Raw genomic sequence first — 26,047 nt, 5'->3', positions numbered from 1 at the left:
CGTCCCCGGGGCTAGCGGGTCCAGGCGACCCAGTCGCCCTCGACGGTGCGGCGGCTGTCGACGACCTTCCAGCCCGCGGGCGCGCCGTGCGGCCAGGACCGCTCCGCCGGGACGTTCTTGGGCCACCACATGATGACCATGTCCGCGCTCTGGGGGGCCGGGGTGGTCTGGGCGTTGAAGACGCTGCCGTCGCTCCACCAGGCCCAGTAGTACTGCCCCAGGCGGATCGTCCACGGGACGTTCCAGTCGATCGCGACGGACCGGGCGTCGCGCAGGCCGGGGATCCCGCGCAGGTCGGTGTGCGCGGTCTCGGCGGCGACCAGGGGATGGGCGATCCGGTCGGTGGCGGTGACCGACATCGCGAGCGTCACCACGGCGAGGAGCCCGGCGAGCAGCGCCGGGCCGCGGCGGCGCAGCAGCACCGCGGACACGGCGAGGCCGAGGAGGACGAGCCCGGCGACGGTGGCGTGCCACAGCTCGAACGCCTTCCAGTCCCAGGTCAGGAACGACGTCTCCGGGAAGTCGTACGACGTGAACGTGTACCGGGTCAGCAGGTCGCCCGCGTACCACTCCACCACGCACGCAGCGAGGACGGTCAGGACGGCGGCGGACGCGGCCACGAGCGCCAGCGTCCGCCGCGACGCCCGCAGCAGCACCGCGACCCCCACCATGAACAGGACCGGGGTGATGCACGCCAGGTAGCGGCCGTAGACGTAGTTGCCGACGCGGTACTCGACCGGGAGCGCCGCCGACGTCGCGAACGCGATGCCCGCCACGATCGCGAGGACGCCGAGCGCCAGCGTGCGCTGCCGCAGCGGCGTGCCGCGCCGGGCGGCGGCGACCGCGACCGTGATGAGGCCGATCGCCGCGATCCCGCCCGTCGCGACGGCCTGGTACCAGATCTGGCCGGTGCCGAGCGACAGCATCCAGGCCCAGCCGTCCTGCGTGGTAACGCGGCGGACGAGGTTCCCGCTCAGGTCGTTGTCACCGGACGGGTACATGTGCGGCAGCAGCGAACGGTTCAGCAGTGTCCCTGCGCCGACCGCTGCGGCGAGCACGAATGTCGACACCGCGACGCTCCGCCATGGCCGCCAACGGAACACCAGTGCGGCCGCCAGGAGCACGGCGTGGACGCCCAGCAGGATCGTCCCGCGCGTATGCGAGGTGTAGGCGAACGCGACCAGCAGCGACGCGCCCGCCCCGTACAGCGCGACCCGCCGCGCCTCCCCGGCGGGCGAGCGCCCGATGTGCAGCCAGGAATGGACGAGCAGCAGCCACCCCACCACGACCACCGGCAGGACCGCGTCCGTCAGCGCGAACTCGGAGAAGAACAGCACGCCCGGCAGCAGCGCCGTGACGTGCGCGAACAGGTACGACCAGCGCCGCCGCACCTGGAGCGCCCGCAGCATCAGGTACGACAGCGGCATCATCAGCGCGCTGATCAGGGCGTTCACGATCAGCGCACCCCGGTAGACGCTCACCGGGTCGTGCGCGATCCACAGCACCGGCGTCAGCAGCAGCGGGTAGCCGCCCCGGTACACCGTCCCGTACGACATGTCGGCGTCGGGACCGCCGGTCAGCACCCGCGCGGCGAACAGGTACCCCGACTCGTCCGGGGTCGCCACCGGCATCGTCTGCCCGGACGCCAGCCACAGCCGCACCGCGACCTGCATCGCCCAGCCGAGGACGAACAGCAGCACCCAGCGGCGCCGCCGCACCGACGGCGGGACGTCCCTTCCGGGCGAGGGCGCGGAGGGCGGGCGGGAAAGGACCGGCGGCGCGGCCTCGGTGCTCACGGCCGCCCGGTCCGCCGGCCGCGCGCGGTCAGGGAAGGAAGATCCATGTTCGTTTCAGCGTGTCACAGCGCCGGGCGGGGCGGCGTAGCGGGCCGGGAAACGCTCAGCAAGTTCTCGGCTTCGGACACGCTCCGTCACGGCGCCGCGACGGGACGGCCCGGGCGGCGCTCAGCGCTCGTCCGGCGTCCCGGCGGCCTCGGCCACCTCGGCGGGCTCGGCGGGCTCGGCGGCGTCCGCGGCGGGCTTCTCCGCCTCCTCGCCGTCCGCGGCGGCGGTGTCCGCCCCGGCGGCCACGGTCCGGCGCTCGCCCGCGACCTTGTGCGCGGCGGCGTCCACCACTCCGGCGGCCTCCTCGGCGGCGTCGGTGAGCGGCGGGTGCTGGCGGCGGCGGATGCCGAGGATGCTGACGAACAGCGACGCGAACATCACCTGGAAGCTCATGACCAGCGCGGTCGCGGACGGGACGACGATGCGCAGCGAGTCGCGGGGGTCCAGCTCACCGAAGCTGTGCCCGCGCCAGTGCAGCAGCGAGGCGACGAGGCCGGCGAGGCCCGCGATGGCCAGCAGCCCGCCGGTCAGCAGGCCGCGCTCCAGGCCCCACCAGTCGATGAGCCGCTGCACCCGGCGGTCGTGCGGCAGGAACCCCTCCTGCATCGCGTACACCTTGGTCAGCAGCGCGAACAGCACCGCCTGGAAGCCGATCACCAGCGCGGCGGACGCGCCGACGAGGGTGTCGACGTCGAAGGCGATCGCGCCGATCCGCACCGGGCCGGTGGAGATCGCGACGCCGGCGAGCAGGCCGAGGGTCATGAAGACCAGGCCGGGGATCAGGAACAGCCAGCGCGGGCTGTACAGCATGAGGAAGCGCAGGTGCCGCCAGCCGTCCCGCCAGGTGTTCAGGTGCGGGGCGCGGGTCCGGCCGTCCGGCGACAGCGTCGTCGGGACCTCGCGGATGTCGTACTTCTGCAGGGTCGCCTTGACGACCATCTCGCTGGCGAACTCCATGCCGCCGGTCTGCAGGCCGAGCCGCAGGATCGCGTCCCGGTCGAACGCGCGCAGCCCGCAGTGGAAGTCGCCGATCTTGCTGCCGAAGAACAGCCGGCCGACGAAGCTGAGCACCGGGTTGCCGAGGTAGCGGTGCAGCGGCGGCATGGCGCCGGGCGCGATGCCGCCCTTGAACCGGTTGCCCATGACGAGGTCCGCGCCGTCGCGCAGCTCGTCCAGGAACGGGCCGAGGGTGGTGAAGTCGTAGGAGTCGTCGGCGTCGCCCATCGCCACGTACTTGCCGCGCGCGGCCCGGATCCCGCCCATGAGGGCGTTGCCGTAGCCCTTGTCGACCACGGGGACGACGCGCGCCCCCGCGTCCCGGGCCAGCTGCTGGCTGCCGTCGGTGCTGCCGTTGTCGGCGATGACGACCTCGCCGTCGATACCGCTGTCCTCGAAGAAGCCGATCGTCTTGCGGACACAGGTCTCGACCGTTTCGGCCTCGTTCAGGCATGGCATCACTACGGAGAGTTCCACGCGATCTCCTTCGTTACCCCTGGTGACCGTTGGCGGTGCGGTGGTCTGCTGTCATGGTGTATCCGCCCGGCGGCCCGTCGTCGTTCATGATGCCTGCCGTGGACCGGTGATGGTGGCCGCTCTCCATAAGAGCACCCGTATCGTGTTGCCTACTTGCAACCGAAAAACCCTCTCCGCCGCGAACCCGGCGGCAGGCTAGGACGTCAAGCATACGGGTATGGCGGCCCGGAAAGGGTGGGTCGACTGTGACGCGCGGCGGAGAACGCAGTGCCACGGGTCCGGGATCAGAGCGGCGGAGGGGAGGTGCCGAAGTGGCTGTCGAATCGCCGCGCGGTGCCGAGCTGAAGGGGGCCGCGGCGGACGCGGGCACGGCGGAGACCACCGAGGTCACGGCGGGGACCGGGGCCGTCGGGGAAGGGTCCGGAACGGCCCGCGACACGCCCGGCGGACCCGATGCCGGGAACGGTTCCCCGGCGGACGCGGAGACGCCCTCCGCCGACGCCGGAAATGGCGCCGTGAAAGCGGACATGAAGGACCGGGCGAAGGACGGCGCGCCGTCCGGCGACGGCGGCGAGGCCCCCACCGGAGGTGCCACCGCCGCCGCCCTGGATGCGACCGCGAGCGGGCCGCTCGGCCGCCGCATCGCCTACTGGCTCGGCGCGCGCGCCACCGGAACGTGGGCGCGGGTCCGGCGGCATCCGATCTTCAGTGTGATCATTGCCACAGCGGCGCTGCTGCGGGTGGTCGCGATGGTCGGCTACCAGCCGGTGATGTTCTTCAACGACAGCTTCGACTACCTGCACGTGGCGATGGGGCTGTACCCGCACCCGCTGCGGCCCGACGGCTACTCGTTCCTGCTGTGGGCGCTGAAGCCGTTCCACAGCTTCGCGCTGGTCGCCGCCGTCCAGCACCTCATGGGCCTGGGCATGGGCGTGATGATCTACGCGCTGCTGCGCCGCAAGTTCGGGCTGCCCGGCTGGGGAGCCTCGCTCGCCACGGTGCCGGTGCTGTTCGACGCCTACCAGATCCAGCTGGAGCACCTCGTCCTGTCCGACACCACGTTCACCTTCCTGGTGATGTGCGCGGTGACGCTGCTGCTCTGGCACGACCGCCCGTCCTGGAAGATCGCGCTGGCGATCGGGCTGATCGTCGGGTTCTCCTGGCTGACCCGGTCGGTCGGCGCGCCGGTGCTGCTCGGCGTGCTGGCGTTCATGCTGATCCGGCGGATGGGCTGGCGGACGATGGCGATCACGGCGGCGGCGTGCGCGCTGCCGGTGCTGTCGTACATGACCTGGTACAAGGTGGACAGCGGCAAGTTCGCGATCACGGAGAGCAACGGCATCTTCCTGTACGCGCGGGCCTACAAGTTCGCCGACTGCCACAAGATGCACGGGCTGCCGGTCAGCGAGTACCCGCTGTGCACCGAGCCGGCGAACCGGCTGCCGAACTCGCAGGACGGCATCTGGAACGCGGCCTCGCCGCTGAACCGCTTCCCCGGGACGCGGTTCAGCCCCGAGAACAACGCGGCCAGCAACGACTTCGCCAAGCGCGCCATCCTCGCCCAGCCCGGCGACTACCTGAAGGTCGTCGCGCACGACTTCTTCCGCGTGTTCCGCTGGGACCGGACGGTCTTCCCGGACAAGGCGACGTACTCGCAGTACGAGTTCGGCAAGAAGAGCAACGCGCTGCCCGACTGGCGGATGGACGCCGACTCGACCGCGTCCGGCGAGGCCCGGGCCTACGAGCACGGCGACGCCCGCACCCGGGTGATCGAGCCGTTCGGCGGCGTCATGCGCGGCTACCAGGACGTGGTCTACCTGCGCGGGACGATGCTCGGCGGCGTGCTGCTGCTCGGGCTCGGCGGCATGGTCGCGCTGTGGCGGCGGTTCGGCGGCGAGGCGCTGCTGCCGTGGACGCTGGCGACCGGACTGCTGCTCGCGCCCGCCGCGACCGCCGAGTTCGACTACCGGTACGTGCTGCCGGCCGTCCCGCTGGCGGCCCTCGCCGCCGGGATGGCGTTCACGCCGGAGGTCCGGCACCGGCTGGACGGCTGGTGGCGGCGGCTGCGCGGCCGCCCGGGCCCGGCCGGGGCGCTGGACGTCCCGTCCGAGCCCGTCGGGCGGAAGGTCCCGGAGGTCACCGCCCGCTGACGGCCGCCCCCGGGCCCGCCCGCCGGCGGTCCTCCCGGGCCCGGCCGCGGCCGGGCCACGGCGTCACCAACGGCCCAGGCCGCCGCGTCACCAGCGGCCGGGCCGCCGGGTCACCAGGCGTGGATGCGGCGGAGGTGGAACACCATCGCCACGTCGTTGCCGTCGCGGGCCGGCGGAAGGTCGTTCGCCTTGCGGGACGCCGCCCACGCCTTGACGTTCCGGCTCTGACACTTCGGGCACAGGCAGTCCGTCCACGGTGTCGTGCACGGCTGGCCGTTCCGCTCGTAGATGACGGCCTCGTTACCGTGGCCATCGCCGAAATGACGGACCTCGAGAACCTCGTCCCAGGTCGTCTCGCAGCACAGGCATTCGTAGACCCATGCCTCACGGCTCGACCATGCGTCCTGCATGGCCCTCACCCCCTCGGTGACGCCATCTCGCGCTACCGGCGGCATCTCGTGCCGTCTTCCCGGCTCGCGCCGGGCTCTGAGCCGCGGGGTCCCACTCGGTGGTGGCTCCGCCGGTCCCATAGTGGTCCAGCGCGGGCCACCGAGGGACCTATTCCCCCGAAATCACCCTTTGGATCGTTCCGCCGGGGGTCACTCTTTCCTGGCCTCGACGACAGCGTTGTAGACGGTTCCGCGTGGTATGCCGTTCTCCTTGGCGATCTCCCGGATCGCCTGGTTGCGGGGGGTTCCGGTGGCCTCCCGGGCGGCGACGGCGGCCACGAGGTCGGCCGGGTCGGACAGCCCGGCGGGCTTCGGCGCGCCGCTGACGACCAGGGTGATCTCGCCGCGCACGTCCCGCTCCCCGGCCCAGCCGGCCAGCTCGCCGAGGCCCCCGCGGCGGACCTCCTCGTAGGTCTTGGTCAGCTCCCGGCAGACGGCGGCCGGACGGTCCGCCCCGAACGCCGCCTCCATGGCGTGCAGCGTGTCCGCCAGCCGGCGCGGCGACTCGAAGAACACCATGGTGCGGGGCTCGGCGGCGAGGGCCTCCAGCCGCCGCGCCTGCTCGCCCTTCTTGCGCGGCGGGAAGCCCTCGAAGCAGAACCGGTCCGTCGGCAGCCCCGACACGACCAGCGCGGTGGTGACGGCGGACGGCCCCGGCAGCACCGACACCGGCACGTCCCGCTCCACCGCCGCGCGGACCAGCCGGTATCCCGGGTCGGACACGCCCGGCATCCCCGCGTCGGTGATCACCAGCACGTCCCGCCCGGCGAGCAGGTCCTCCAGCAGCTCGGCGGCGCGCGCCTTCTCGTTCTGGTCGTAGTACGACACGACGCGCGCGGTCAGCTCCACGCCGAGGTCCGCGGCCAGCCGGCGCAGCCGCCGGGTGTCCTCGGCCGCGATCACCGGCGCGCCCGCCAGCGCGTTCCGCAACCGCACCGACGCGTCCTCGGCCCGCCCGATCGGCGCGGCCGCCAGCAGCAGAGTCCCCATCACGGTCCCATCCTCCCAGGGGCGCCGCGCGCCGGGGCCGGGCCGGGCGGGAGGGAGTCGGCTTTACGATTGCGAGATGGCGACGACGGATCTGGCTCCGGCGAACGCGTCCCGGTGGCGGCCGCCCTCGATGCGCGAGTGGCTCGCCCCCGCGGTCCCGGGCGGCGTCCTGGCGGGCTGGTTGGGCCCGCTGCTGGTGTCGCTGTTCGCGGGCTTCCTGCGGTTCTACCGGCTCGGGCAGCCGAAGGCCGTGGTCTTCGACGAGACGTACTACGCCAAGGACGCGCTGGCCCTGCTGAAGTTCGGCTGGGAGCACAACACCGTCGACAACGCCGACAAGCTGCTGATCGCCGACCCGGACGCGCACATCTGGGGGCAGGGGCCCTCGTTCGTCGCGCACCCGCCGTTCGGCAAGTGGATGATCGCGATGGGCGAGTGGGCGTTCGGCGCGACGCCGTTCGGGTGGCGGTTCGTGCCCGCGCTCGCCGGCACCCTGTCCGTGCTGATCCTGTGCCGGGTCGCCCGGAAGATGACCGGGTCGACGCTGCTCGGCTGCGCCGCCGGGCTGCTGCTGGCGCTGGACGGGCTGGAGTTCGTGACGAGCCGGGCCGCCCTGCTGGACATCTTCGTGATGTTCTGGATCCTGGCCGGGTTCGCGTGCCTGGTGAACGACCGTGACCGGTCCCGGCGGGATCTCGCCGACAAGATCGAGGCGGGCGCGACGTCGGTGTACGGGCCGTTCCTGGCGCACGCGTGGCGCTGGGGGGCGGGGATCTGCCTCGGCCTGGCCTGCGCCACCAAGTGGACGGGCGTGTTCTACGTCGCCGCGTTCGGGCTGATGGTGGTGCTCTGGGACTACGGCGCGCGGCGCGCGGCCGGCGTGCGGGACCCGATCGCCGGGACGCTGCTGCTGGACGCGGTCCCGGCGTTCGTCCAGCTCGTGGTGGTGGCGCTGGTCTCGTATTTGGCGACCTGGTCGGGCTGGATCTTCAAGCCGGGCGGGTGGGGGCGCGGCCACGCGTCGAGCCACTGGTGGTGGCGGCCGTTCGAGGCGATGCCGCACCTGTGGGACTACCACCGGCAAATGCTGGACTTCCACAACAACCTGGACGCCAAGCACCCGTACCAGTCGTGGCCGTGGGACTGGCCGGTCCTGCGCCGTCCGGTGGCGTTCTTCTACACCGAGCCGAAGACGTGCGGGGCGTCGCGGTGCTCGCGGGAGATCCTCGGGATCGGGACGCCCGCGCTGTGGTGGGGGGCGCTGGCGGCGCTGGTCGTGGTGCTGTTCATCTGGCTGGTGCTGCGCGACTGGCGGGCCGGGGCGATCGTGCTGGGGTTCCTCGCGGGCTGGCTGACCTGGTTCCCGTCGGCGTTCCGCGACCGGACGATGTTCCTGTTCTACGCGACGCCGCTGATCCCGTTCATGGTGCTGGCGGTCGTGCTGGTGCTCGGCTACCTGATAGGGCCGGCGTCCGGGCTGGTGGGCGCGCACGCGGCGGCGTCCGGGCGGCCCGCGGAGGCCGGCCCGCCGGCCTACGAGGACGGCGACGCGTTCCCGGACGAGATGCACGGGCCGAGCGGCGCGCGGCTCGCGCCGGTCCCGGCCTCGGTGCCGTCGCCGGTGCCGCCGGGGGTGCGGCGGCTCGTCGGCGCGGCCGCCGCGGGCGCGTTCCTGCTGGTGGTGCTGGCGAACTTCGCGTACTTCTATCCGATCCTGGCGGCGCAGACGCTGACCTACGACGACTGGCACGCCCGGATCTGGTTCAAGTCCTGGATCTAGCGCCCGTCAGGACAGGACCTCGGCGGGGACGGGCCGGGCGGCGGCGGGACGCAGCGTCCGCGAGCCGAGCAGGCACAGGACGAGCGCGAGGACGCCGCCCATGCCGGCTCCGGCGAACGCGCCCGGCACCCCGGCGAGCTTCTCGCCGAACCCGGCGACCGCGGAGCCCGCGGCGCCGCCCGCGCCGACCGCCGCGACGACCCACGCGAACGCCTCGGTGACGGTGCCGCTCGGCGCGAGCCGGTCGACGAGGGTGAAGCTGCAGGCCAGCACGGGCGCGAGGAACACGCCGCTGACGAACGCCAGCAGCGACATCGCGGCCAGGCCGGGCGCGAGGACCAGCGGGACGTACCCGGCGGCGAGCGCGGCGAGCAGCCACGGCAGCCGCCGGTGCGGCTCGCCCGCCCACGGCCGCGCGCCGTAGACGATCCCGCCGGTGAGCGCCCCGGCGGCCATGCAGGCGAGGAGCAGCCCGGACGCGATGCCGCTGTCGAGGCGCTCGGCGTAGGCGACGACGGCGACCGCGTACACGCCGAGCGCGATGCCGGCGCAGGCGAGGGAGGTCAGCAGGACGCGCAGGCCGGGCGAGCGCAGCGGCCCGGCCCAGTCGGCGGCGCGCGGCTCGCCCGTCCAGCGGCGCGACGGCCCGGACAGCGCGACGACGAGGGTCCCGGCGATGCCGACCAGGCCGGTGAGGACGAGCGCGGTCTCGGTGCTGATCGCGGCCGCGGCGACGACGAGGAGCGGCCCGACGGAGAAGAGGATCTCCTGGGCGGCGGCGTCGAGCGCGTAGGCGGCGTCGACCTGCTCGGGGCCGTCCAGGACGTCCGGCCACAGCGCCCGGAGCCCGGCCTCCAGCGGCGGGGTGGCGAAGCCGGCGAGGACGACGGCGGCGACCGCGACGGGCAGCGGGCGGGCGCCGGCGGCGGCGAGCAGCCCGAACCCGGCGGCGGACAGGCAGGCGGCGGGCAGCAGGACGCGGGGCTGGCCGTAGCGGTCCATGGCGCGGCCGAGGACGGGCTGGCCCGCGGCCATCGCGAGGCCGAGGACGGCGGCGAGGGTGCCGGCGAGCGGGTAGCCGCCGCCGTCGGCGCGCACGTGCAGGACGACGGCGAGCGCGCCCATCCCGTTCGGCAGCCGGCCGAACAGCGTGCCGCCGAGCAGCCGTGCCGCGTGCGGCCGCCGCAGGAAGACGACGTAGCCCCGCATCTCCGTGCCCCCGTCATGCCGTCATACGTATTACCCCGTGGGTCATACGTACCACTTCACGGGTGCCCGGCTCTAGTCTGTTTTTCGTGTCCGACGTCCCCGAGGGAGGCCCAGGTGCCGGTGGCAGGCCGTCCCACCAGTAAGGACGTCGCCCAGGAGGCCGGGGTCTCGCAGTCCACGGTGTCGCTGGTGCTGGGCGGCAAGTGGACCGGCCGCGTCTCCCCCGCCACCGCGCGCAGCGTCCGGACCGCCGCCGAGCGGCTCGGCTACCGGCCGAACCAGGCCGCGCGGAACCTGCGGCTCGGCACCACCCGGACCGTCCTGCTGATGGTCCCGACGCTGACCGCGCCGTTCTTCGGCCCCGTCTACACCGGCGCGGCGCGGGTCGCGGCGCGGCACGGGTTCGGCGTGGTGGTGTCCACCTGGCCGGACGACGCGGACGGCCCGGCCGAGAGCCCGTTCCCCGCGCCGCACGAGGCGATCGACGGGGTGCTGGCGTCGTCGATGCCGGCGGCGGCGCTGGAGCGGTTCCACGGGACGCCCGCGGTGCTGCTCGACAGCGGCCCGGACGCCGACGTCCCGACCGTCGACTTCGGGGTGGCCGCCGGGATGCGCGCGATCGCCCGGCACCTGGCCCGGCTCGGGCACCGCCGGTTCGGGCACGTCGCGGCGGGCGTCGACCAGTGGACGTTCCGGGCCCGCGCCGAGGTGCTCGAAGCCGAGGTCGCGGCGCTGCCCGGCGGCGTGCTGGCCCGCGCGGCGTGCGCGATCGACGTCGCCTCGGCGCGCGACGCGGCGCAGCGGCTGCTCGCCCGCCCCGACCCGCCGACCGCGCTGGTCTGCGACGACGACCTGATCGCGGCGGGCGCCTACAAGGCGGCGCGCGCGCTCGGGCTGGACGTGCCGGGCGAGGTGTCGGTCACCGGGTTCGACGACGTGCTGCTCGCGACCGCGCTGGAGCCGGAGCTGACGACGGTCCGGCTGCCCGCCGAGGAAATGGGCGCGCAGGGCATGACCGCGCTGCTGGACCTGCTGGACGGCGGCCGTCCGGCGCCCCGGGTGCTGCCCGGCCGGCTCGTGGTGCGCGGCTCGTCGGCGCCCCCGCGCGCCCCCCTGTGACCCGGGCGGCGCGCTATGACGCCCGCCCTGTGACACCCGCACTGTGACGCGCGCACACTGTGACGCCCGCGCCGTGACGCGCGCGCTGTGATCTCGGACGCACTCCGTGTTCCCGCGGCGGCTCGGGTATAAGGGGGCGCATGGCGCATCCCTCCGAAGCCGGTGCCGAGCACATCCCGGGTGACCGGATCGAGGTCCCCCCGCCGCGCACGCGCGTCTGGCGGGGCGGCACGCTGGAGGCGCACGACTTCCCGGTCGCGCAGGTCAGCGACTATCTCGAGCAGGACGACACGGTCGTGTGGGTCGACCTGTGCGCGCCGCAGCGCGCCGACCTGCGGGTGATCAGCGACGAGCTGGGCCTGGACCCGGTGGCGGTCGAGGACGCGGTGTCCCGGCACGAGCGGGCCAAGATCGACCGCTATGAGGGGTACGCGTTCCTGAACGTCTATGTGCCGCGGATCCGGGACGGCGAGCTGGAGCTGTACGAGGTGTCGGCGTTCCTGGCGAAGCGCGCGCTCGTCACCGTCCGGCAGGGCCCCGGCTTCGACATCGACGCGCTGGTCAAGCGGTGGGACGAGAGCCCCGGCGTGGACATCGCCTCGACCGGCGCGGGCTACCTGCTGTACCACCTGCTCGACATGGTCGTCGACCTGCAGCTGGACGCGGTGCAGGCGCTCGACGACGAGGCCGACGAGGTCGAGTCGATGATCTTCGACGAGGCGTTCGCGGTGCGGGAGATCCAGCGGCGCAGCTTCCGGCTGCGCAAGAACCTGGTGGCGCTGCGGCGGGTCGCGCTGCCGATGCGCGAGGTGGTGAACACGCTGCTCCGCCGCGACCTGCGGATGGTCGCCCCGGAGCTGGCGCCCTACCTGCAGGACGTCTACGACCACACGCTCCGCGTCGGCGAGTGGACCGACAGCCTGCGCGACCTCGTCGCGAACCTGCTGGACACCCGGATCGCGCTGCAGGGCAACCGGATGAACGAGGTGATGAAGAAGGTCACCAGCTGGGCGGCGATCATCGCGGTGCCGACGGCGGTCACCGGCTTCTACGGGCAGAACGTGCCGTATCCGGGGTTCTCCTCGCATTCGGGATTCATCGTCAGTTCGGTCATCATCGTGGTGTGCAGCGTCGCGCTCTATGCCGTCTTCAAATTCCGCGACTGGCTCTGATCCGGCGGCGGCGCCACCGCCGAGCAGCGCGAATATGGGAATTGATATCGATCCGCCTCTGATATCCATATTGGACACGCCCGCTCGGGCTCTGGTCTGCTCTCCCCATGCGCGAAAACCGACTCCCTCTCCGCCCGACCGCGGCGATCGCCGTGTCCGCCGCCGCCATCACCGGCCTGGCGGCGTGCGGTTCCGGCGAATCCCCCGGCAGGAAGGCCGCGCCGCAGAGCGCGGTCGCGCCGCTCCCCGCCTCGTCCGGCCTCCGGCCCGCCCCGTCCCAGGCCGCCGTCACCGAGCAGCTGAAGGCGCTCGAGAAATCCAGGAAAGACCGCATCGGCGCGTACGCCGTCAACACCGGGACGGGACGTTTCGCCGCCTACCGCGCGGACGAGCGGTTCGCTTTCGCGTCCACTTTCAAGGTGATGGCGTGCGGCGCGGTGCTGCGCAAGGCGCGGCAGAGCGATCCGGGCCTGATGGACCGGGTCGTCCATTACAAGAAGAGCGATCTGGTCGACAATTCGCCGGTCACCGAGAAGCATGTGAAGACCGGGATGACGCTGTCCGCCCTGTGCAAGGCGGCCATCACCCAGAGCGACAACACGGCGGGGAACCTGCTGCTCAGGCAGATCGGCGGCCCGGCCGGCGACACGGCGTTCCTCCGCTCCCTCGGCGACCGCGTCACCCGCCACGACCGCTGGGAGACCGACCTCAACCTCTGGAAGCCGGGCGAGCTCCGCGACACGACCACCCCGCGCGCCTGGGCGGGCGACCTGCGCTCCCTCACCGCGGGCGGCGCCCTCGTCCGCGCGGACCGCGACCGCCTGACGGGCTGGATGAAGCAGACGATCACCGGTGACCACCGCATCCGCGCCGGCCTGCCGGAGGGCTGGACGGTCGGCGACAAGACCGGCACCGGCGGCACCTGGGGCACCGCCAACGACATCGCGATCGCCTGGCCCCCGTCCGGCGCCCCGCTGATCATTGTGATCACCACGAACCGCCTCGCCGCCGACGCCGAGGCCGACGAGCCCGCGATCGCGAAGACCGCGAGCATCCTCGCCAAGGCCGTCCGCTGAGGCCGGGTCGTGGCGTGCCGCCCCTGGGAACGGCATCAGGAGGGCGGCACGCCACGAATGGACGCGGTCCGGTCAGAGGGCGTTGAGGAAGCCGGCGGCGATGGGGGCGGCGGCCTCGGCGCCGGTGCCGCCGCCCTCGACGATCACCGCGAAGGACAGGTCGCCGCGGTAGCCGATGAACCACGCGTGGGTCGGCGGGTTCGCGCCCGAGCCGTACTCGGCCGTGCCGGTCTTCCCGGCCGTCCCGGACGGGAAGTCCACGCCGCGCGCGGTGCCCTCGCTGACGACGGCCGGCATCAGCGAGTGCAGCGCCGACTTCACCGCGGGCTCCAGCCGGTGCGGCGGCTCGGCCTTGCGGCCGGCCGCGTCCACCGCCTTGGAGACCAGCGACGCGTCGACGAGCCGGGGCGAGCGCCATACGCCGTTCGCCGCCGCGCCGGCGACCGCGGCCATGTTCAGCGGGCTGGTCAGCACCTCGCCCTGCCCGAACGAGGCCGCGGCGAACGCGGTGTCGTCCTTGTTGTCGGGGAACGAGGCGCGGACGGCGGGCAGCCCGGCGACGACCGGGGCGTTGAACCCGAACTGCGCCGCGACCTGCGCGACCCGCTTCTCCCCCAGCTTGTCCACGGCGAGCCGCGCGAAGGTGGTGTTGCAGGAGTGCGCGAACGCCTCGCGCAGCGCGACCGTCCCGAAGTCCTCGTGCTGGTAGTTGTGGAACGAGCGGCCGCCGACCGTCGTGGTGGCGGGGCAGGGCACCTTGGTGGACGGCGACATCCCGCCGGCGACGAGCGCGGCGGCGGTGACGACCTTGAAGGTGGAGCCGGGCGGGTAGCGGCCCATCAGGGCCCGGTTGTAGCCGCCGGGCTTGTTCGCGACGGCGAGGATCTCGCCGGTGGACGGCCGGAGCGCGACCAGCGACGCGGGCTTGGCCGCCGAGCCGAGCGCCTTGCCGGCGGCGGCCTGCACCTTCGGGTCGATCGTGGTCCGCAGCGGCGTGCCGTCCGCGCCGCCGAACCGCTTCAGCGTCTTCACCGGCTTGCCGGCGGCGTCCACGATCTGCACGGCGAGGGCGGGCGTGCCCGCGAGCCGCTTCTCGTACTGCTTCTGGAGCCCGTCGGTGCCGACGGTGTCGCCCTTGCGGTACGGGGCGCCGAGCTTGCCGGCGGCCTCCGCGGACGCGGGCCCGACCGGCCCGGTCAGCTGCTGGACGGACCCGGACGGCGACCCGGCGAGGCTGCTGCCGTCCGCCGCCGTGATGTCGGCGCGGGCGGGCCAGGCGCGGGCGGCGTTCAGCTTCTGCCCCTCCTCCAGCCCGGGGTACATGACCTCGGGCGACCAGGCGACCCGCCACTTGCCGCCGCTCTTGGTGAGCGGCAGCGCGCCCTCGTAGGTCCAGGTGCGGGCGCCGGCGAGGGTCAGCGCGGCGGTGTAGGAGCCGCCGGCGGTGTCGCCCTTCGGCTTGCCGACGGACGCGACGGTGTAGTGCTGCGCGGTGACGCCGAGGCCGTCGCGCATGGCGGTGAACCGGGCGGTGAAGTCGGCGGGCGGACCGGCGGTGAGGGAGCGCATCGCGGCGTAGTCGCCGCGGCTCCACGCCGCCAGGTAGCGCTTTGCGGCGTCCCCCGGGCCCTCCCCGCCCCGCAGGAACCACACCGCTCCCGCCCCCACGAGCACGGCCGCGGCCGCCACGGCGGCGACGGCGGCCACGCGGGATCGGCGCATGTCATGTCCTTTCGGTAGTTGGACGCACAACAACACCAGGTCAGCGCGCAGATGTCCAAGATTGATATCCGGGTGACAGCGATATGGATCCTGATATGGTCGCTGGTCGTGAACATCGTCGGCCACCTCACCTGCTTCGTCGCGGTGGCCGAGGAGCTGCACTTCGGCCGCGCGGCCGAGCGGCTCGGCATGGCCCAGCCGCCGCTGAGCCAGCGGATCCAGCGGCTGGAGCGCGAGCTCGGGGTCCGGCTGTTCGACCGGTCCAGCCGCAAGGTGGAGCTGACCGCGCCCGGGCGGCTGCTGCTGGACGAGGCCCGTGACATCCTCACCCGCGTGGATCGCGTCTACTCCGTCGCCGAACGGGCCCGGCTCGGCGAGGTCGGCACGGTGCGCGCCGGGCTGCCGAGCGACCTCGGCGGCCCGATCGTCGCCGCGCTGATCGCCGCGTTCCGGGACCGCCGCCCGGACCTGCGCCTCGACCTGCGCGAGACCGGCACGGCCGAGCAGGTCCGCGCGCTGGCGGAGGGCGCGCTGGACGCCGGGATCGTCCGGCATCCGTGCGACTCGCGCGGCCTCGGGCTCGGCCCGATGCTGGGGCAGCCGGTCGGGGTGCTGCTGCCGGAGGGCGCCGCGCTCGCCGCGTCCCCGGAGGTGCACCTCGCCGACCTCGCCGGCCGCGACCTGGTCGTCTTCCCGCGCGACGAGGCGCCCGGCGCCTACGACGAGGCGCTGGCCGCGTGCCGCCGGCACGGGTACGCGCCGCCCGCCGTCCACGAGGCGCGGCACCCGCAGTTCGCGCTGGGCCTGGTCCTCGCCGGGACGGCGGTGGCGCTCGTCCCGCGCACCGACGACTCCGCCGGGGTGACGTGGCGGCCGCTGGTCGGCGAGCCGCTGGTGTGGCGGACGTCATGCGCGTGGCGGCGCACCCGCGACCCCGAGCACGAGCGCGCCATCGCCGACTTCACCGCCGTCGCGACCGCCGTGCTGCGCCGCGAGGCCGGGATGGCGCCGCTGGACGCCGCGCCGCCGCGCCGCGTCGTGTCCCGCCCGTCCTCGGGGTTCCTGGCGTGACCGGCACGCAGCGGACCGGCACGCAGCCGACCGGCACGCAACCGACCGGCACGCAGCCGACCGGCACGCGGGACGCGGCGGCCCGGGACACCGCCGTGCGGATCGAGGCGGCGTTCCGGGACGCGGGCGTCACCGGCTTCCTGCACGCGGCCGACATCGACACCGGGCGGGAGGTCGCGGTCGGCGCCGACGCGCCGGTGGTGCTGGCGTCGGTGTTCAAGGTCCCGCTGCTCGTCGCGTTCCACCGCCGGGCCGCCGAGGGCCTGCTCGACCCGACCGAGCAGGTCACGCTGCCCGCCGGGGACCGCACGTCCGGCCCGACCGGGGTGTCGGCGCTGCTGGACGACGTGCGGATGTCGCTGCGCGACCTCGCCTGCCTGATGATCACGGTGAGCGACAACGCGGCGGCGGACGCCCTGCTGGACCGGGTCGGCCTGGACGCGGTCAACGCCGCCGCCACCGCGCTGGGCCTCCGCGAGACGGTGGTGACGGGCGGCGGCCGGCAGCTGTTCGACGACCTGATGGCGGACGCGGGCGCGTCCGGGTTCCCCGAGGTGTGGGCGCGGCTGGACGAGCCCGGCATGGCGGCCCGCCTGCGCGCCCTCGACCCGTCCCGGACGAGCCGCAGCACGCCCCGCGAGATGACCCGGCTGCTCGCCGCGATCTGGCGGGACGAGGCGGCGCCGCCGGACGGGTGCGCGGCGATGCGCCGGCTGTTCGGGCTGCAGGTGTGGCCGCACCGGCTGTCGTCCGGCTTCCCCTACGACGACGTGCTGGTCAGCGGGAAGACGGGGACGCTGCTGACCGTCCGCAACGAGGTCGGCGTCGTGGAGTACCCGGACGGCGGCCGGTACGCGGTCGCGGTGTTCACCCGGTCGCTGCTGCCGATCGCGGTGCTGCCGCAGGCGGACGCGGTGATCGGCACGGCGGCGCGGCTGGCCGTGGAGGCGCTGCGTCGCACCGCGTCCGGCCGGTGACCGAACGTGGCCGACCCGATATCGGCGATCCGGCCGACCGCTAAACCAGCACTCCTTCCGTAAACGTAGGCTGTACCCCTGCTTTGATCTCTCTTGGAGGAACGCGTTGCGGCTGCCGGAGCATCTGGAGCTACTGCTCACCGACGAGCCGGTGCTCGACGTCTACGCGCACGGGCCCTGGCGCGTCCCCGACGGGCTGTTCGAGGAGATCTCGGCGCGGATCGACGCGCTCGCGAACGACCCCCGCGCCGCCGACCTCACCACCGACGAGCACAAGCTGCTGACGCTGCCCGCCTCGCTGGTCACCGCGGAGATCTTCGGCATCCTGGCGTTCCTGCCCGGCGGCGGCGCGATCAAGGCGGGCTCGTGGTCGCAGCTGCCCGAGCGGTTGCTGCACGGGCACCTCGCCAACCCCGGCGCGCTCAGCACCCGGATGACCCGCTGGGACGCGCCGGGCGGCCGGTGGCGCCCGCCGGTGGACTGGCTGATCGAGGCGCCCGACCGGGAGCTGGCGATCGAGCTGGCCCGCGAGTGCCTGGGCGTGCTGGAGGGCATCGAGCCGCTGGAGGAGCGCCGCAAGGCGCTGCTGCGGCTGTACTCCGACCCGCCCGAGTGCGACGTGAACCTGCCCAAGATGGAGCTGCGCGAGCACTGGCACGCGCACGCCGGCGACGACATCGTCGCCGCCGTCCCCGAGTTGCTCGGCCCCGTCGGCTACCTCGACTGGGTGTGCGAGGGGCTGCTCGCCGCGTACGGGATCCTCGCGGAGGTCGCGCCGCGCGACGAGTCCGCCGAGTCGCACCTGATCCAGCTGCTGCTGCAGGGCAGCATGGAGCACATCCCGGCGGAGCTGGCCGCGGCCCTCGGCGAGGACCGCTACCACGACCTCCAGCAGCGCTTCCCGGCCGAGCGTCGCGGTTTCAAGGCCGACGCCTGGCAGCAGCGCACCCGCGCCTGGCTCGTCCGGGCGCTGGTGGCGGGCGCCGCCGACGCGTGCCGCGCCTGGCTCGACATGGCGATGCGGTTCGTCGCGATCGTCCAGGGCCTGCCCGGCGACCCGTGGTTCCCGAAGGCCGAGTGGATCCCGGTCGGCCAGTTCCAGACCGACCTGCGCCGGCTGTACGCGCCGCGCCGCCGCGTCGTCAACCCGCTCACCGAGACCCTCAAGGCGCCCGCCGCCGATGACGACTCCGAGGACGGCGGTACGGGCGCGACGGCCGCAGGCGCGCGCGCGGAGCTGGCCAGCACGCTGGTCGGGCAGCCCGAGCTGACCGCCGCGCTGGAGGCCCTGTCGCGCGGCAAGGAGCCCGTCCGCCTGCTGATCGCGGGCCCGGACGGCACCGGCAAGCGGGACGCGGCGCAGGAGCTCGGCAAGGCGCTCGCGCTCGGCCGCGACCCGCTGTGGGTCACCGACAACCTGTACGCGGGCCAGCGGCTGTCGGACGCGGTCGCCAAGCTGCACGCCGACACCCGCGACTGCGCCGGCGACCGGCTGCTGATCATCGACGGGCTGGACGGCATCGTCGCCGACCCCGGCAACGGCGAGGCGATCGCCGACGAGCTGCACCGGCTGCTCGCGATCCACCCGGACCTGAACCTCGTCGTGCTGTGCGACGCGGGCGGCGACGAGCGGATCCGCGACGTCAACCCGGTGCTGCCGGGCCGCTTCCGCATCGCGCGGACCAGGCCGTTCGACGCGCAGGGCCACGCCGAGCTGTTCCGCCGGGCGCTGGACCGGCTCGGCGCCCGCGCCACCCGGCAGGCCGTCGAGGCGGCGGGCGCGCTGCTCGCGGCGACGCCGCCGATGCAGTCGCTGCGCAACGCGCGGCTGGCGCCCTACCTCGCCGACCAGGTCGTCGCGGCGGTCCGGGAGCGGACGGAGGGCGGGGCGGAGATCGTGGTGCGCAAGGGCGACATCCCCGCCGCCCTCGACACCGCGCAGTCGGCCGGGAACCCGCTGCACGAGCTGCGCGACCTCACCGGCCTCGACACCGTCAAGCACGAGATCGCGCTGCTGGTCGCGGGCACGCACGCGGCGCGGCTGCGCAGCGAGTCCGGCCTGCGGATCACCCCGCCGACGCGGCACATGGTGTTCACCGGCAACCCCGGCACCGGCAAGACGATGGTGGCGCGGCTGCTCGGCCGCATCTACAAGAAGCTCGGCGTGCTGTCGTCCGGGCACCTGGTCGAGGCGTCCCGCGCGCACCTGGTCGGCGAGTACATCGGGCAGACCGCGCCGCGCACCCGGCGGCTCGTCGAGCGGGCGATCGGCGGCGTGCTGTTCATCGACGAGGCGTACACGCTCACCCAGTCGCCGCTGAAGGGCGACTACGGGCACGAGGCCATCGCCGAGCTGGTCAAGCTGATGGAGGACCACCGCGACGACCTGGTCGTGATCGTCGCCGGCTACCAGCAGGAGATGGCGGAGTTCCTGGCCGCCAACCCCGGCCTGGACTCCCGCTTCCCCAAGCAGATCCACTTCCCCGACTACACCGACGACGAGCTGATCACGGTGTTCGGGCAGCTCGCGGAGGCGGACGGGTTCCGGCTCGCGGCCGGCACCGAGGAGACGCTGCGCTCGATGCTGCGGACCGCGCCGCGCGGCCCGTCGTTCGGCAACGGCCGGCTGATGCGCAACCTGCTGGACGTCGCCGTCGCGAACCAGGCCGACCGGATCGCGTCCGCGGCCGTGGGCGCCGGCGGCGACGGCGGGCCGGTGAAGCCGCCCGCGAAGAAGGACCTGGTCACCCTCACCGCCGAGGACCTGCCGCCGCTGCTGGACCATCCGGAGGAGTTCTTCGGCCTGTACCTGTGACGCCTGTCTCCGTGACGCCTGTACCCGGGGCGACGCCTGTACCCGGGGCGTCCGGGGTATGACTCAGGCGGCTTCCCCGCCGGCCCGACGAAGGCGAGGGACCCGTGACCGCCACCCCCTGGGAGGACGACCGGCGCCGCCTGGCCGCGCTGCTGCGCGACATGGCCGCCCATGAGGTGTCGCTGCTGCGCGACGGGACGCGCCCGTGGACGTGGTGGCTCGACCGGGCCGTCCTGCACGGGCGCCGCCACGGTTTCGTCAACACGCTGCTGATCGGCGCCCAGTGGCGCGCGGCGACGGACGTCCGGTCGTACGAGGACTGGCGTGCCGCCGGGCGCCAGGTCAGGAGGGGTGAGGCGGGCATCCGGGTGCTGTCGCGGACGGGCCGTCCCTACGCCGTCTTCGACATCGCGCAGACGACGGGCCTGCCGCTGCCTCCCGCCCCCGCCGGGCCGCCCGCGCCGCCGGAGGGGCTCGTCCACCGGCTGGCAGGCGAGCTGAGCCGGGGGCTGCCGCCGGTGGAGGCCGATTCGGTCGCGTATCTGGTCCTGGCGTGGCTCGGTCTCGAACCGGAACCGCCGGTGTTCCCCGTGAACGCGTTCTGGGCGGGCGCCGAGGCGGGCGACCGGATCCTGCGGACGGCCCGCCGCGTCCACGACCGCGTGCGCGACCCGTCCGGCGGGGTCCTGCCGGACGCGCACCGCTTCTTCCGCGCCCGCCTCAAGGCGAGCTGGGTGCCCGCCTACCTGGACGGACGCGGCTTCCCGGCGGCCGTGCAGCGGCGCCGCCAGATCGGCTGCGCGCCGGACTCGCCGCACGCCCTCGTCGATCATCTGCGTTCGCTGGGGCACGCCGGCGAGGCGATCGTCGCGGCGGGGCTGGCGCGGCCCGGGGCGTCGGGACGGCTCCACGCCATGTTCCGCGACCGCGCGATGTTCCCGATCCGCAGGCCGGACGGGGCGATCGCCGGCTTCATCGGCCGCCGCCGCGACGGCGGCGACGGCCCGAAATACCTCAACGGCCCCGACACCGGCTTCTTCCAAAAGGGCGAGCTGCTCTACGGCCTGCACGAGGTCCGGGAGCGGCTGGCGGCGGGCGCGCGTCCCGTCCTGGTCGAGGGCCCGCTGGACGCGATCGCGGTCGAGACGGCGCGGGCACCGGAGTACGCGCCCGTGGCGACCTGCGGGCTGTCCCTCACGTCCGCGCATCTGGCGGCCCTCGCGGGCGTCGCCGATCTCGACGCCACAGGCGTCCTGATCGCGCTGGACGACGACCCGGCGGGCCGGTCCGCGGCCGTCCGCGCGTGGGACGTCCTGTGCCGGGTCACCGGCCCGCTCGACCTGGCCTCGCTGCCCGGCGGCGAGGACCCCGCGGGCGTGCTGGCCGCGCAGGGCCGCGACGCCCTCCTCCAGGCGCTGCGCGCGGCGGTCCCGCTGATGGACGCGGTCGTGGACGCGGCGGCGGCGCGCGCGGGCGGTCCCCTCACCAGCCCTGAGCAGCGTCTCGCCGCGCTCCGCGCCGCCTGCTCGCCGATCGCGGCGCGGCCGTCCGGGGCGGCCCGGCAGGTCGTCCGCCTGGCGGACCGGACGGGCCTGCCGGCGCCCCTGGTGACCGAGGTGCTCGCCGACCACCTCGCGGGCGGCTGATCAGGGCGCGAGGCGTCCGGCGAGGGCGAACAGCAGATCCTCCCGGCCCGCGCTCGTGACCAGCTGCAATCCGGCGGGCAGCCCTCCGGCCGTCCCGGCGGGGACGGTCAGCGCGGGCAGGCCGAGAACGTTCCAGGCGCACGTCAGGCTCAGCAGGGCCGGCTGCACCCGGCCCAGCGCGCACTCCTCCTGCCCGATCTCCGGCGCGGTGATCGGGACGGTCGGCAGCGCGAGCACGTCGTGGCGGCGCAGGAGCGCGGCGGCCTCCTCGACGAACCGCGCCCGCTCGCGGGACGCCCGGACGTACCGCCAGCCGGGCGTCTCCCCGGCGCGGCGCAGTCGGTCCAGGGTGGCCGGCTGGTACAGCTCAGGCGCGTCCGCGACGCGTTCGGCGTGCACCTCGTAGGCCTCGCTGTCCTGGATCGCGGCGAAGACGCGGCGCAGTTCCCGCAGCTCGACGCGTTCGGCGGGCGCGTCGGGGAGCAACCTGCGGACCGTGGACGCCACCTCGTCCGCGACCGGAGCGCCCTCGACCCACGCCACACGGAGGTCGTCGTGCCCGGCTAGGACATCCTGCGGCTGCTGCGCCAGGACCCGGTAGGCCGTCCGGCAGTCGGCGGCCGTGGCGGCGAGAACCCCGACGTGGTCGAACGAGACCGACAGCGGGAAGACGCCCTCGGTCGGGACGGCGCCGTAGGCGGGCTTGAACCCGGCGATACCGCAGAACGCGGCGGGGATGCGGACGGACCCGCCCGTGTCGGTGCCGATGGCGAGCGGGACCATGCCCGCGGCGACCGCGACCGCGCTGCCGCCGCTGGACCCGCCGGAGATCCGGGACGGGTCGTGCGGGTTGCGGGACGGGCCGTTCACCGCGGTGTCGCCGCTCGCGCCGTAGGCGAACTCGTGCGTGGTGGTCTTCCCGACGATCACCGCGCCGGCCGCGCGGAGGCGGGCGACGCAGGCCGCGTCGCGGTCGGCGACGTACCCGTCGAAGTGCGCCGAGCCCATCCCGGTGGGCAGGCCGGCGACGTCGACGATGTCCTTGATCGCGACGGGCACGCCGTGCAGCGGGCCGCGGTCGCGTCCGGCGGCGAGCTCCTCGTCGGCGGCGCGGGCGGCGGCCGCGGCGCCCTCCGCGTCCACCGTGACGAACGCGTTGAGGGACGGGTCGATCGACTCCAGCGCGCGGTCGAGCAGCCCGGCGGCCGTCTCCGCGCCCGACCGCAGGTCGCGGCCCAGGTCGGTGAGCGTCCGTCCGGCGAAGAATCCCGTCATGCCGCCTGCATAGCACGGCGCGCCGGACCCGTGCCGCTCGTTCCGCCGCCGATCGCGGGAGGCACCGTCCGGCGGGCCTCCGACCAGGGCCGTTGCCCGCTCGTCGCAGGAATCCGACCGTTCGGCGACGGGACCGCCGGACGCGTGAACCTACGCGCGGGTACACGGCAAGCTTCATCGCACCTTGTGGAGGCGTTCCCACCGGTTCGCTGGGGGGCGGGGCGGCGGCCCGCGGCGGTCGCCGCCCCTGTAACCGGTGCCTTCCACAGCCGGGTGGGGGGACGGGGCCACGGCGGCGCGGTCTTGAGGCGCGCACCCGCCGCCGTGGCCTCCCCGGCCGCCCCGCCGCCCTCACCGCGCCCCCGGCTCCCTGTCAAATCCGCTGACAATGCCCGCCATCTGGGCCTTTCGGCCCGGCGCCGCGGCAACTACCGTCATAGTGTGAACGCGCCGGTGGATCAGCAGGGGATCACCGGCACCGCCGACCGGGCGATGATCTGCACCGCCGACCACCGCGCGTCCTCCGCGGGCCTCGCGATCCTGCGGGCCGGCGGGTCCGCGGCCGACGCGGCGGTGGCGGCGAACGCGGTGCTGGCGGTCGTCGCGCCGCACCGCTGCGGGCTGGGCGGCGACCTGTTCGCGCTGGTCCACGACCGTCCCGGGCCGCCCGCCGCGCTGAACGCCTCCGGCCGCGCCGGGTCGGGCGCCGACGCCGCCGCCCTGCGCGCGGAGGGCCGCCGCCGGATGCCCGTCCGGCACGACCTGCGGTCGGTGACCGTCCCCGGCTGCGTGGACGGCTGGCTCGCGCTGCACGCCCGGCACGGCCGGACGCCGCTCGCCGAGGTGCTGAAGTCGGCGGTCCTGCACGCCGAGCGCGGGTTCACCGCCTCGCCCGGCCTCGTCGCGGCCTGCCGGGACGCCCCGGACGGCGACGGGCTCGCGTGGCCCGCGCGGCCCGGCGAGCAGGTGAAGCGCCCGGGGATCGCCCGCGCGCTGCGGGCCGTCGTCGCGGACGGGCGCGCCGGGTTCTACCAGGGCGAGTTCGGCGACGGCCTCCTCCGCATGGGACGCGGCCTCTACGCGCCGTCCGACCTCGCCGAGCCCTGCGCGGAGTGGGTGCCCGCGCTCGGCGTCCGCGCGTTCGGGCACGACGTGTGGACGGCCCCGCCGAACTCGCCGGGCCACGTGCTGCTCGCCGCCCTGGCGGTCGCCGCCGGTCTCGACCTGCCGGATCCCGCCGACCCCGGCTGGGCGCACCTGCTCGCCGAGTCCGTGCTCGCGGCCTCCGACGGCGGCGGGGAGGCGGACGCCGCAGCGCTCCTGCGCCCGGAGCGCATCGACGCGCTCCGCGCCGCGATCGACCCGGCCCGGCACTGGCGCCGCCGCGGAACGGTCCAGTCCGGCGACGCCGCCTGCGTCTGCGTCGTGGACGACCGGGGCATGTCCATCGCGCTGCAGCAGTCGAACGGCACCGGCCTCGGCTCGCTCCTGTTCGAGCCCGGAACCGGGATCAACCTCCACAACCGCGGCGCCGGGTTCACACTGGCGCCCGGCTCGGCCGCCGAGTACGGGCCGCGGCGCCGCCCGCCGCACACGCTCGTCCCGGTCGTCGCGACGCGCCCCGATGGCACGTTCCGGGCGGTCCTCGGCTGCGCCGGCGGCGGCGTCCAGCCGCAGGTGGACCTGCAGATCCTCGTGCGGCTGCTGCGCGGCGCGGCGGCCGAGGACGCGCTCGCCGCGCCCCGCTGGCGGCTCGCCGGCGGGCTCGGGCCGTTCGAGGCGCCGCAGGGCAACACCCCGATCCGTCTCGACCTGCAGGCCGGCGCCCCGGACGCGTGGGCGCGGCACCTGCCCCGCTACGGGCACCTCGTGCGGGCGGCGGCGGAGGACGAGGAGTTCGGCGAGGCGCACCTCATCGAGGCCGGTCCCGGCGGCGGCCTCCGGGGGGACGGCCCCTGCCCCTTCACGCTCCCCCGCGTCCGCTGAGCGGGGTGCAGGACTGTTGAGTGGAATGTGAACAGACACCGACTTCCGTGGGTTTGCGTCCTCTGAATTTGCTGCCGTCCGGGTTTTGTCGGTGGTCGCGGTTACGGTGCGGGTTGTGATGGTCACACAGGCGTATCGGTTCGCGCTGGACCCCACCCCCGCGCAGGAGCGGGCCTTGCGGTCGCACGCCGGAGCGGCGCGGTTCGCCTGGAACTGGGCTCTGGCGGCTTGTCGGGACCGCTACGACGTCGAGGGCAAGTGGTGGTCGGGCGCGGAGTTGCACCGGCTGTGGAACGTCGTGAAGAAGACCGACCCGGCGTTGGGGTGGTGGGGAGAGAACTCCAAGTGCGTCTACCAGGAGGCGTTCCGGGATCTGGAGCGGGCGCTGCGCGAGTTCGTCCGGTCCCGCAATGGCGGTCGCAAGGGACGGCGTCTGGGGTTTCCGCGGTTCAAGAGGCGGGGCCGGTGCCGTGACTCGTTCCGGTTCGGTTCGGGGGTGATGCGGTGCGGCGACCGGACGGTGACGCTGCCGCGCTTGGGGGTGATCGCCACGCACGAGTCCACCCGCAAACTGGCCCGAGATCCCCGGGCCCAAGGCGCTGCGGGCGGGACTGCGGAGACTGGCGCGGCTCGGCAAAGCCCACTCGCGCACCCAGCTGGGGTCGGCCAACCGCAGCAAGGCCGCCCGGCGGCTCACCCGCCACCACGCCCGCGTCGCCGCCCTGCGTGCCGACGCGCTGCACAAGGCCACCACGCGCCTGGCAGCCCGGTACGAGACCGTCGTGGTCGAAGACCTCAACGTCACCGGCATGCTCGCCAACCGCCGGCTCGCCCGCGCCGTCGCCGACCAGGGCTTCGGCGCGGCGCGGCGCATGCTGGAGTACAAGACCAGGTGGAATGGCGGACGGCTGGTCGTGGCCGATCGCTGGTTCCCCTCGTCCAAGACCTGCTCGGGCTGTGGTGGGCGAAAGCCAAGCCTGTCGCTGTCCGAGCGGACCTATCGGTGTGAGGCATGCGGCCTGGTATTGGGCCGGGACGTCAACGCCGCGATCAATCTGCGTGACCTCGCCGCCAGTGGGGCGGAGAGGCGAAACGCCTGTGGAGGCGATGTCAGACCCGGCCCCGCCGGGCGACCGCCCGCGAAGCAGGAACCCGGCACCGCGCACGCGGGCAAGACCGGGACCGCCGCCGCGCAAGCGACGGCTGCCTGGACAGCGGATGCTCACATCCGCTCACATCTCAGGTAACGGTTGACGGGAGTCAGAGCGGGGACGTGATCCTTCCCGGGCGTAT

Annotated in this window: 18 protein-coding genes and 1 pseudogene; 12 read left to right on the top strand and 7 right to left on the bottom strand. The window is 74.5% G+C overall.

The features are described from left to right. Positions 1-11: 11 nt before the first annotated feature. Positions 12-1,796 carry a hypothetical protein gene (locus tag AB0C78_RS08055; protein ID WP_360743476.1) on the bottom strand — a complete coding sequence of 595 codons (1,785 nt, stop codon included), beginning with the start codon at positions 1,794-1,796 and terminating at the stop codon, positions 12-14. 168 nt (positions 1,797-1,964) lie between these two features. After that, entirely contained in the window at positions 1,965-3,317 is a 1,353-nt protein-coding gene (locus tag AB0C78_RS08050; RefSeq protein ID WP_360743473.1) for a glycosyltransferase family 2 protein, read from the bottom strand. A gap of 311 nt (positions 3,318-3,628) precedes the next feature. On the opposite strand from AB0C78_RS08050, the gene AB0C78_RS08045 reads away from it, so the two are divergent. Further along, positions 3,629-5,467 carry a hypothetical protein gene (locus tag AB0C78_RS08045; RefSeq protein ID WP_360743470.1) on the top strand — a complete coding sequence of 613 codons (1,839 nt, stop codon included), beginning with the start codon at positions 3,629-3,631 and terminating at the stop codon, positions 5,465-5,467. Positions 5,468-5,577: 110 nt separating this feature from the next. On the opposite strand, the gene AB0C78_RS08040 is transcribed toward AB0C78_RS08045, so the two are convergent. Both AB0C78_RS08040 and rsmI read right to left on the bottom strand, forming a co-directional pair. Beyond that, positions 5,578-5,877: a hypothetical protein gene (locus tag AB0C78_RS08040; RefSeq protein ID WP_360743467.1), complete on the bottom strand. Its 300-nt coding sequence runs from the start codon at positions 5,875-5,877 to the stop codon at positions 5,578-5,580. Between the two features lie 189 nt (positions 5,878-6,066). Further along, positions 6,067-6,906, bottom strand: a complete 840-nt coding sequence (gene rsmI, locus AB0C78_RS08035; protein WP_360743772.1) for a 16S rRNA (cytidine(1402)-2'-O)-methyltransferase — start codon at positions 6,904-6,906, stop codon at positions 6,067-6,069. 76 nt (positions 6,907-6,982) lie between these two features. Between rsmI and AB0C78_RS08030 the strand changes: the two genes are divergently transcribed. Further along, positions 6,983-8,686, top strand: a complete 1,704-nt coding sequence (locus AB0C78_RS08030) for a phospholipid carrier-dependent glycosyltransferase (protein WP_360743464.1) — start codon at positions 6,983-6,985, stop codon at positions 8,684-8,686. Positions 8,687-8,692: 6 nt separating this feature from the next. Here AB0C78_RS08030 and AB0C78_RS08025 read toward each other — a convergent pair whose 3' ends face one another. After that, entirely contained in the window at positions 8,693-9,895 is a 1,203-nt protein-coding gene (locus AB0C78_RS08025) for an MFS transporter (RefSeq protein ID WP_360743461.1), read from the bottom strand. A gap of 114 nt (positions 9,896-10,009) precedes the next feature. On the opposite strand from AB0C78_RS08025, the gene AB0C78_RS08020 reads away from it, so the two are divergent. The 3 genes from AB0C78_RS08020 to bla all read left to right on the top strand — a co-directional run bounded on the left by AB0C78_RS08020 (position 10,010) and on the right by bla (position 13,262). Further along, positions 10,010-11,014, top strand: coding sequence for a LacI family DNA-binding transcriptional regulator (locus AB0C78_RS08020; protein WP_360743458.1), 1,005 nt, complete (start codon positions 10,010-10,012; stop codon positions 11,012-11,014). A 140-nt stretch (positions 11,015-11,154) separates the two neighbouring features. Continuing rightward, positions 11,155-12,186, top strand: coding sequence for a magnesium transporter CorA family protein (locus AB0C78_RS08015; RefSeq protein ID WP_360743455.1), 1,032 nt, complete (start codon positions 11,155-11,157; stop codon positions 12,184-12,186). 107 nt (positions 12,187-12,293) lie between these two features. Continuing rightward, positions 12,294-13,262: a class A beta-lactamase gene (bla, locus tag AB0C78_RS08010; RefSeq protein ID WP_360743452.1), complete on the top strand. Its 969-nt coding sequence runs from the start codon at positions 12,294-12,296 to the stop codon at positions 13,260-13,262. 72 nt (positions 13,263-13,334) lie between these two features. Here the strand turns inward: bla and AB0C78_RS08005 are convergent, their stop codons facing one another. Beyond that, positions 13,335-14,984 carry a penicillin-binding transpeptidase domain-containing protein gene (locus AB0C78_RS08005; protein ID WP_360743449.1) on the bottom strand — a complete coding sequence of 550 codons (1,650 nt, stop codon included), beginning with the start codon at positions 14,982-14,984 and terminating at the stop codon, positions 13,335-13,337. A gap of 72 nt (positions 14,985-15,056) precedes the next feature. Between AB0C78_RS08005 and AB0C78_RS08000 the strand changes: the two genes are divergently transcribed. The 4 genes from AB0C78_RS08000 (at position 15,057) to AB0C78_RS07985 (ending at position 21,493) form a co-directional block, all read left to right on the top strand. Further along, complete coding sequence (locus tag AB0C78_RS08000; RefSeq protein WP_360743446.1) at positions 15,057-16,055, top strand: LysR family transcriptional regulator; 999 nt, start codon at positions 15,057-15,059, stop codon at positions 16,053-16,055. Then, positions 16,052-17,032, top strand: a complete 981-nt coding sequence (locus tag AB0C78_RS07995) for a serine hydrolase (protein ID WP_360743443.1) — start codon at positions 16,052-16,054, stop codon at positions 17,030-17,032. Before AB0C78_RS08000 ends, AB0C78_RS07995 begins: the two co-directional genes overlap by 4 nt. Positions 17,033-17,138: 106 nt before the next feature. Further along, positions 17,139-19,847 (top strand): AAA family ATPase, encoded by a 2,709-nt coding sequence (locus tag AB0C78_RS07990; protein ID WP_360743440.1) that lies wholly within the window; start codon positions 17,139-17,141, stop codon positions 19,845-19,847. Between the two features lie 104 nt (positions 19,848-19,951). Beyond that, positions 19,952-21,493, top strand: coding sequence for a toprim domain-containing protein (locus tag AB0C78_RS07985; protein ID WP_360743437.1), 1,542 nt, complete (start codon positions 19,952-19,954; stop codon positions 21,491-21,493). On the opposite strand, the gene AB0C78_RS07980 is transcribed toward AB0C78_RS07985, so the two are convergent. Then, positions 21,494-22,768, bottom strand: a complete 1,275-nt coding sequence (locus AB0C78_RS07980; protein ID WP_360743434.1) for an amidase — start codon at positions 22,766-22,768, stop codon at positions 21,494-21,496. It abuts the gene before it with no gap. A gap of 441 nt (positions 22,769-23,209) precedes the next feature. On the opposite strand from AB0C78_RS07980, the gene AB0C78_RS07975 reads away from it, so the two are divergent. The 3 genes and pseudogenes from AB0C78_RS07975 (at position 23,210) to AB0C78_RS07965 (ending at position 26,001) form a co-directional block, all read left to right on the top strand. Then, positions 23,210-24,754, top strand: coding sequence for a gamma-glutamyltransferase (locus tag AB0C78_RS07975; RefSeq protein ID WP_360743431.1), 1,545 nt, complete (start codon positions 23,210-23,212; stop codon positions 24,752-24,754). A gap of 118 nt (positions 24,755-24,872) precedes the next feature. Then, positions 24,873-25,001, top strand: a pseudogene (locus AB0C78_RS07970) (helix-turn-helix domain-containing protein); the annotation flags it as partial. Between the two features lie 334 nt (positions 25,002-25,335). Beyond that, entirely contained in the window at positions 25,336-26,001 is a 666-nt protein-coding gene (locus tag AB0C78_RS07965; RefSeq protein WP_360743769.1) for an RNA-guided endonuclease TnpB family protein, read from the top strand. The last annotated feature ends 46 nt before the right edge of the window (positions 26,002-26,047 follow it).

It is taken from the genome of Actinomadura sp. NPDC048394 (assembly GCF_040651755.1).
GTDB classification, from domain to species: Bacteria; Actinomycetota; Actinomycetes; order Streptosporangiales; family Streptosporangiaceae; genus Spirillospora; species Spirillospora montaniterrae.
This window is presented reverse-complemented; position numbering and strand designations above follow the sequence as displayed.

Bases quoted from the DNA above. Each gene is read 5' to 3' on its own strand.
- AB0C78_RS08005 (WP_360743449.1), bottom strand. From the start codon at position 14,984: ATGCGCCGATCCCGCGTGGCCGCCGTCGCCGCCGTGGCGGCCGCGGCC.
- bla (WP_360743452.1), top strand. From the start codon at position 12,294: ATGCGCGAAAACCGACTCCCTCTCCGCCCGACCGCGGCGATCGCCGTG.
- AB0C78_RS07980 (WP_360743434.1), bottom strand. From the start codon at position 22,768: ATGACGGGATTCTTCGCCGGACGGACGCTCACCGACCTGGGCCGCGAC.
- AB0C78_RS08025 (WP_360743461.1), bottom strand. From the start codon at position 9,895: ATGCGGGGCTACGTCGTCTTCCTGCGGCGGCCGCACGCGGCACGGCTG.
- AB0C78_RS08040 (WP_360743467.1), bottom strand. From the start codon at position 5,877: ATGCAGGACGCATGGTCGAGCCGTGAGGCATGGGTCTACGAATGCCTG.
- AB0C78_RS08030 (WP_360743464.1), top strand. From the start codon at position 6,983: ATGGCGACGACGGATCTGGCTCCGGCGAACGCGTCCCGGTGGCGGCCG.
- AB0C78_RS08015 (WP_360743455.1), top strand. From the start codon at position 11,155: ATGGCGCATCCCTCCGAAGCCGGTGCCGAGCACATCCCGGGTGACCGG.
- rsmI (WP_360743772.1), bottom strand. From the start codon at position 6,906: ATGGGGACTCTGCTGCTGGCGGCCGCGCCGATCGGGCGGGCCGAGGAC.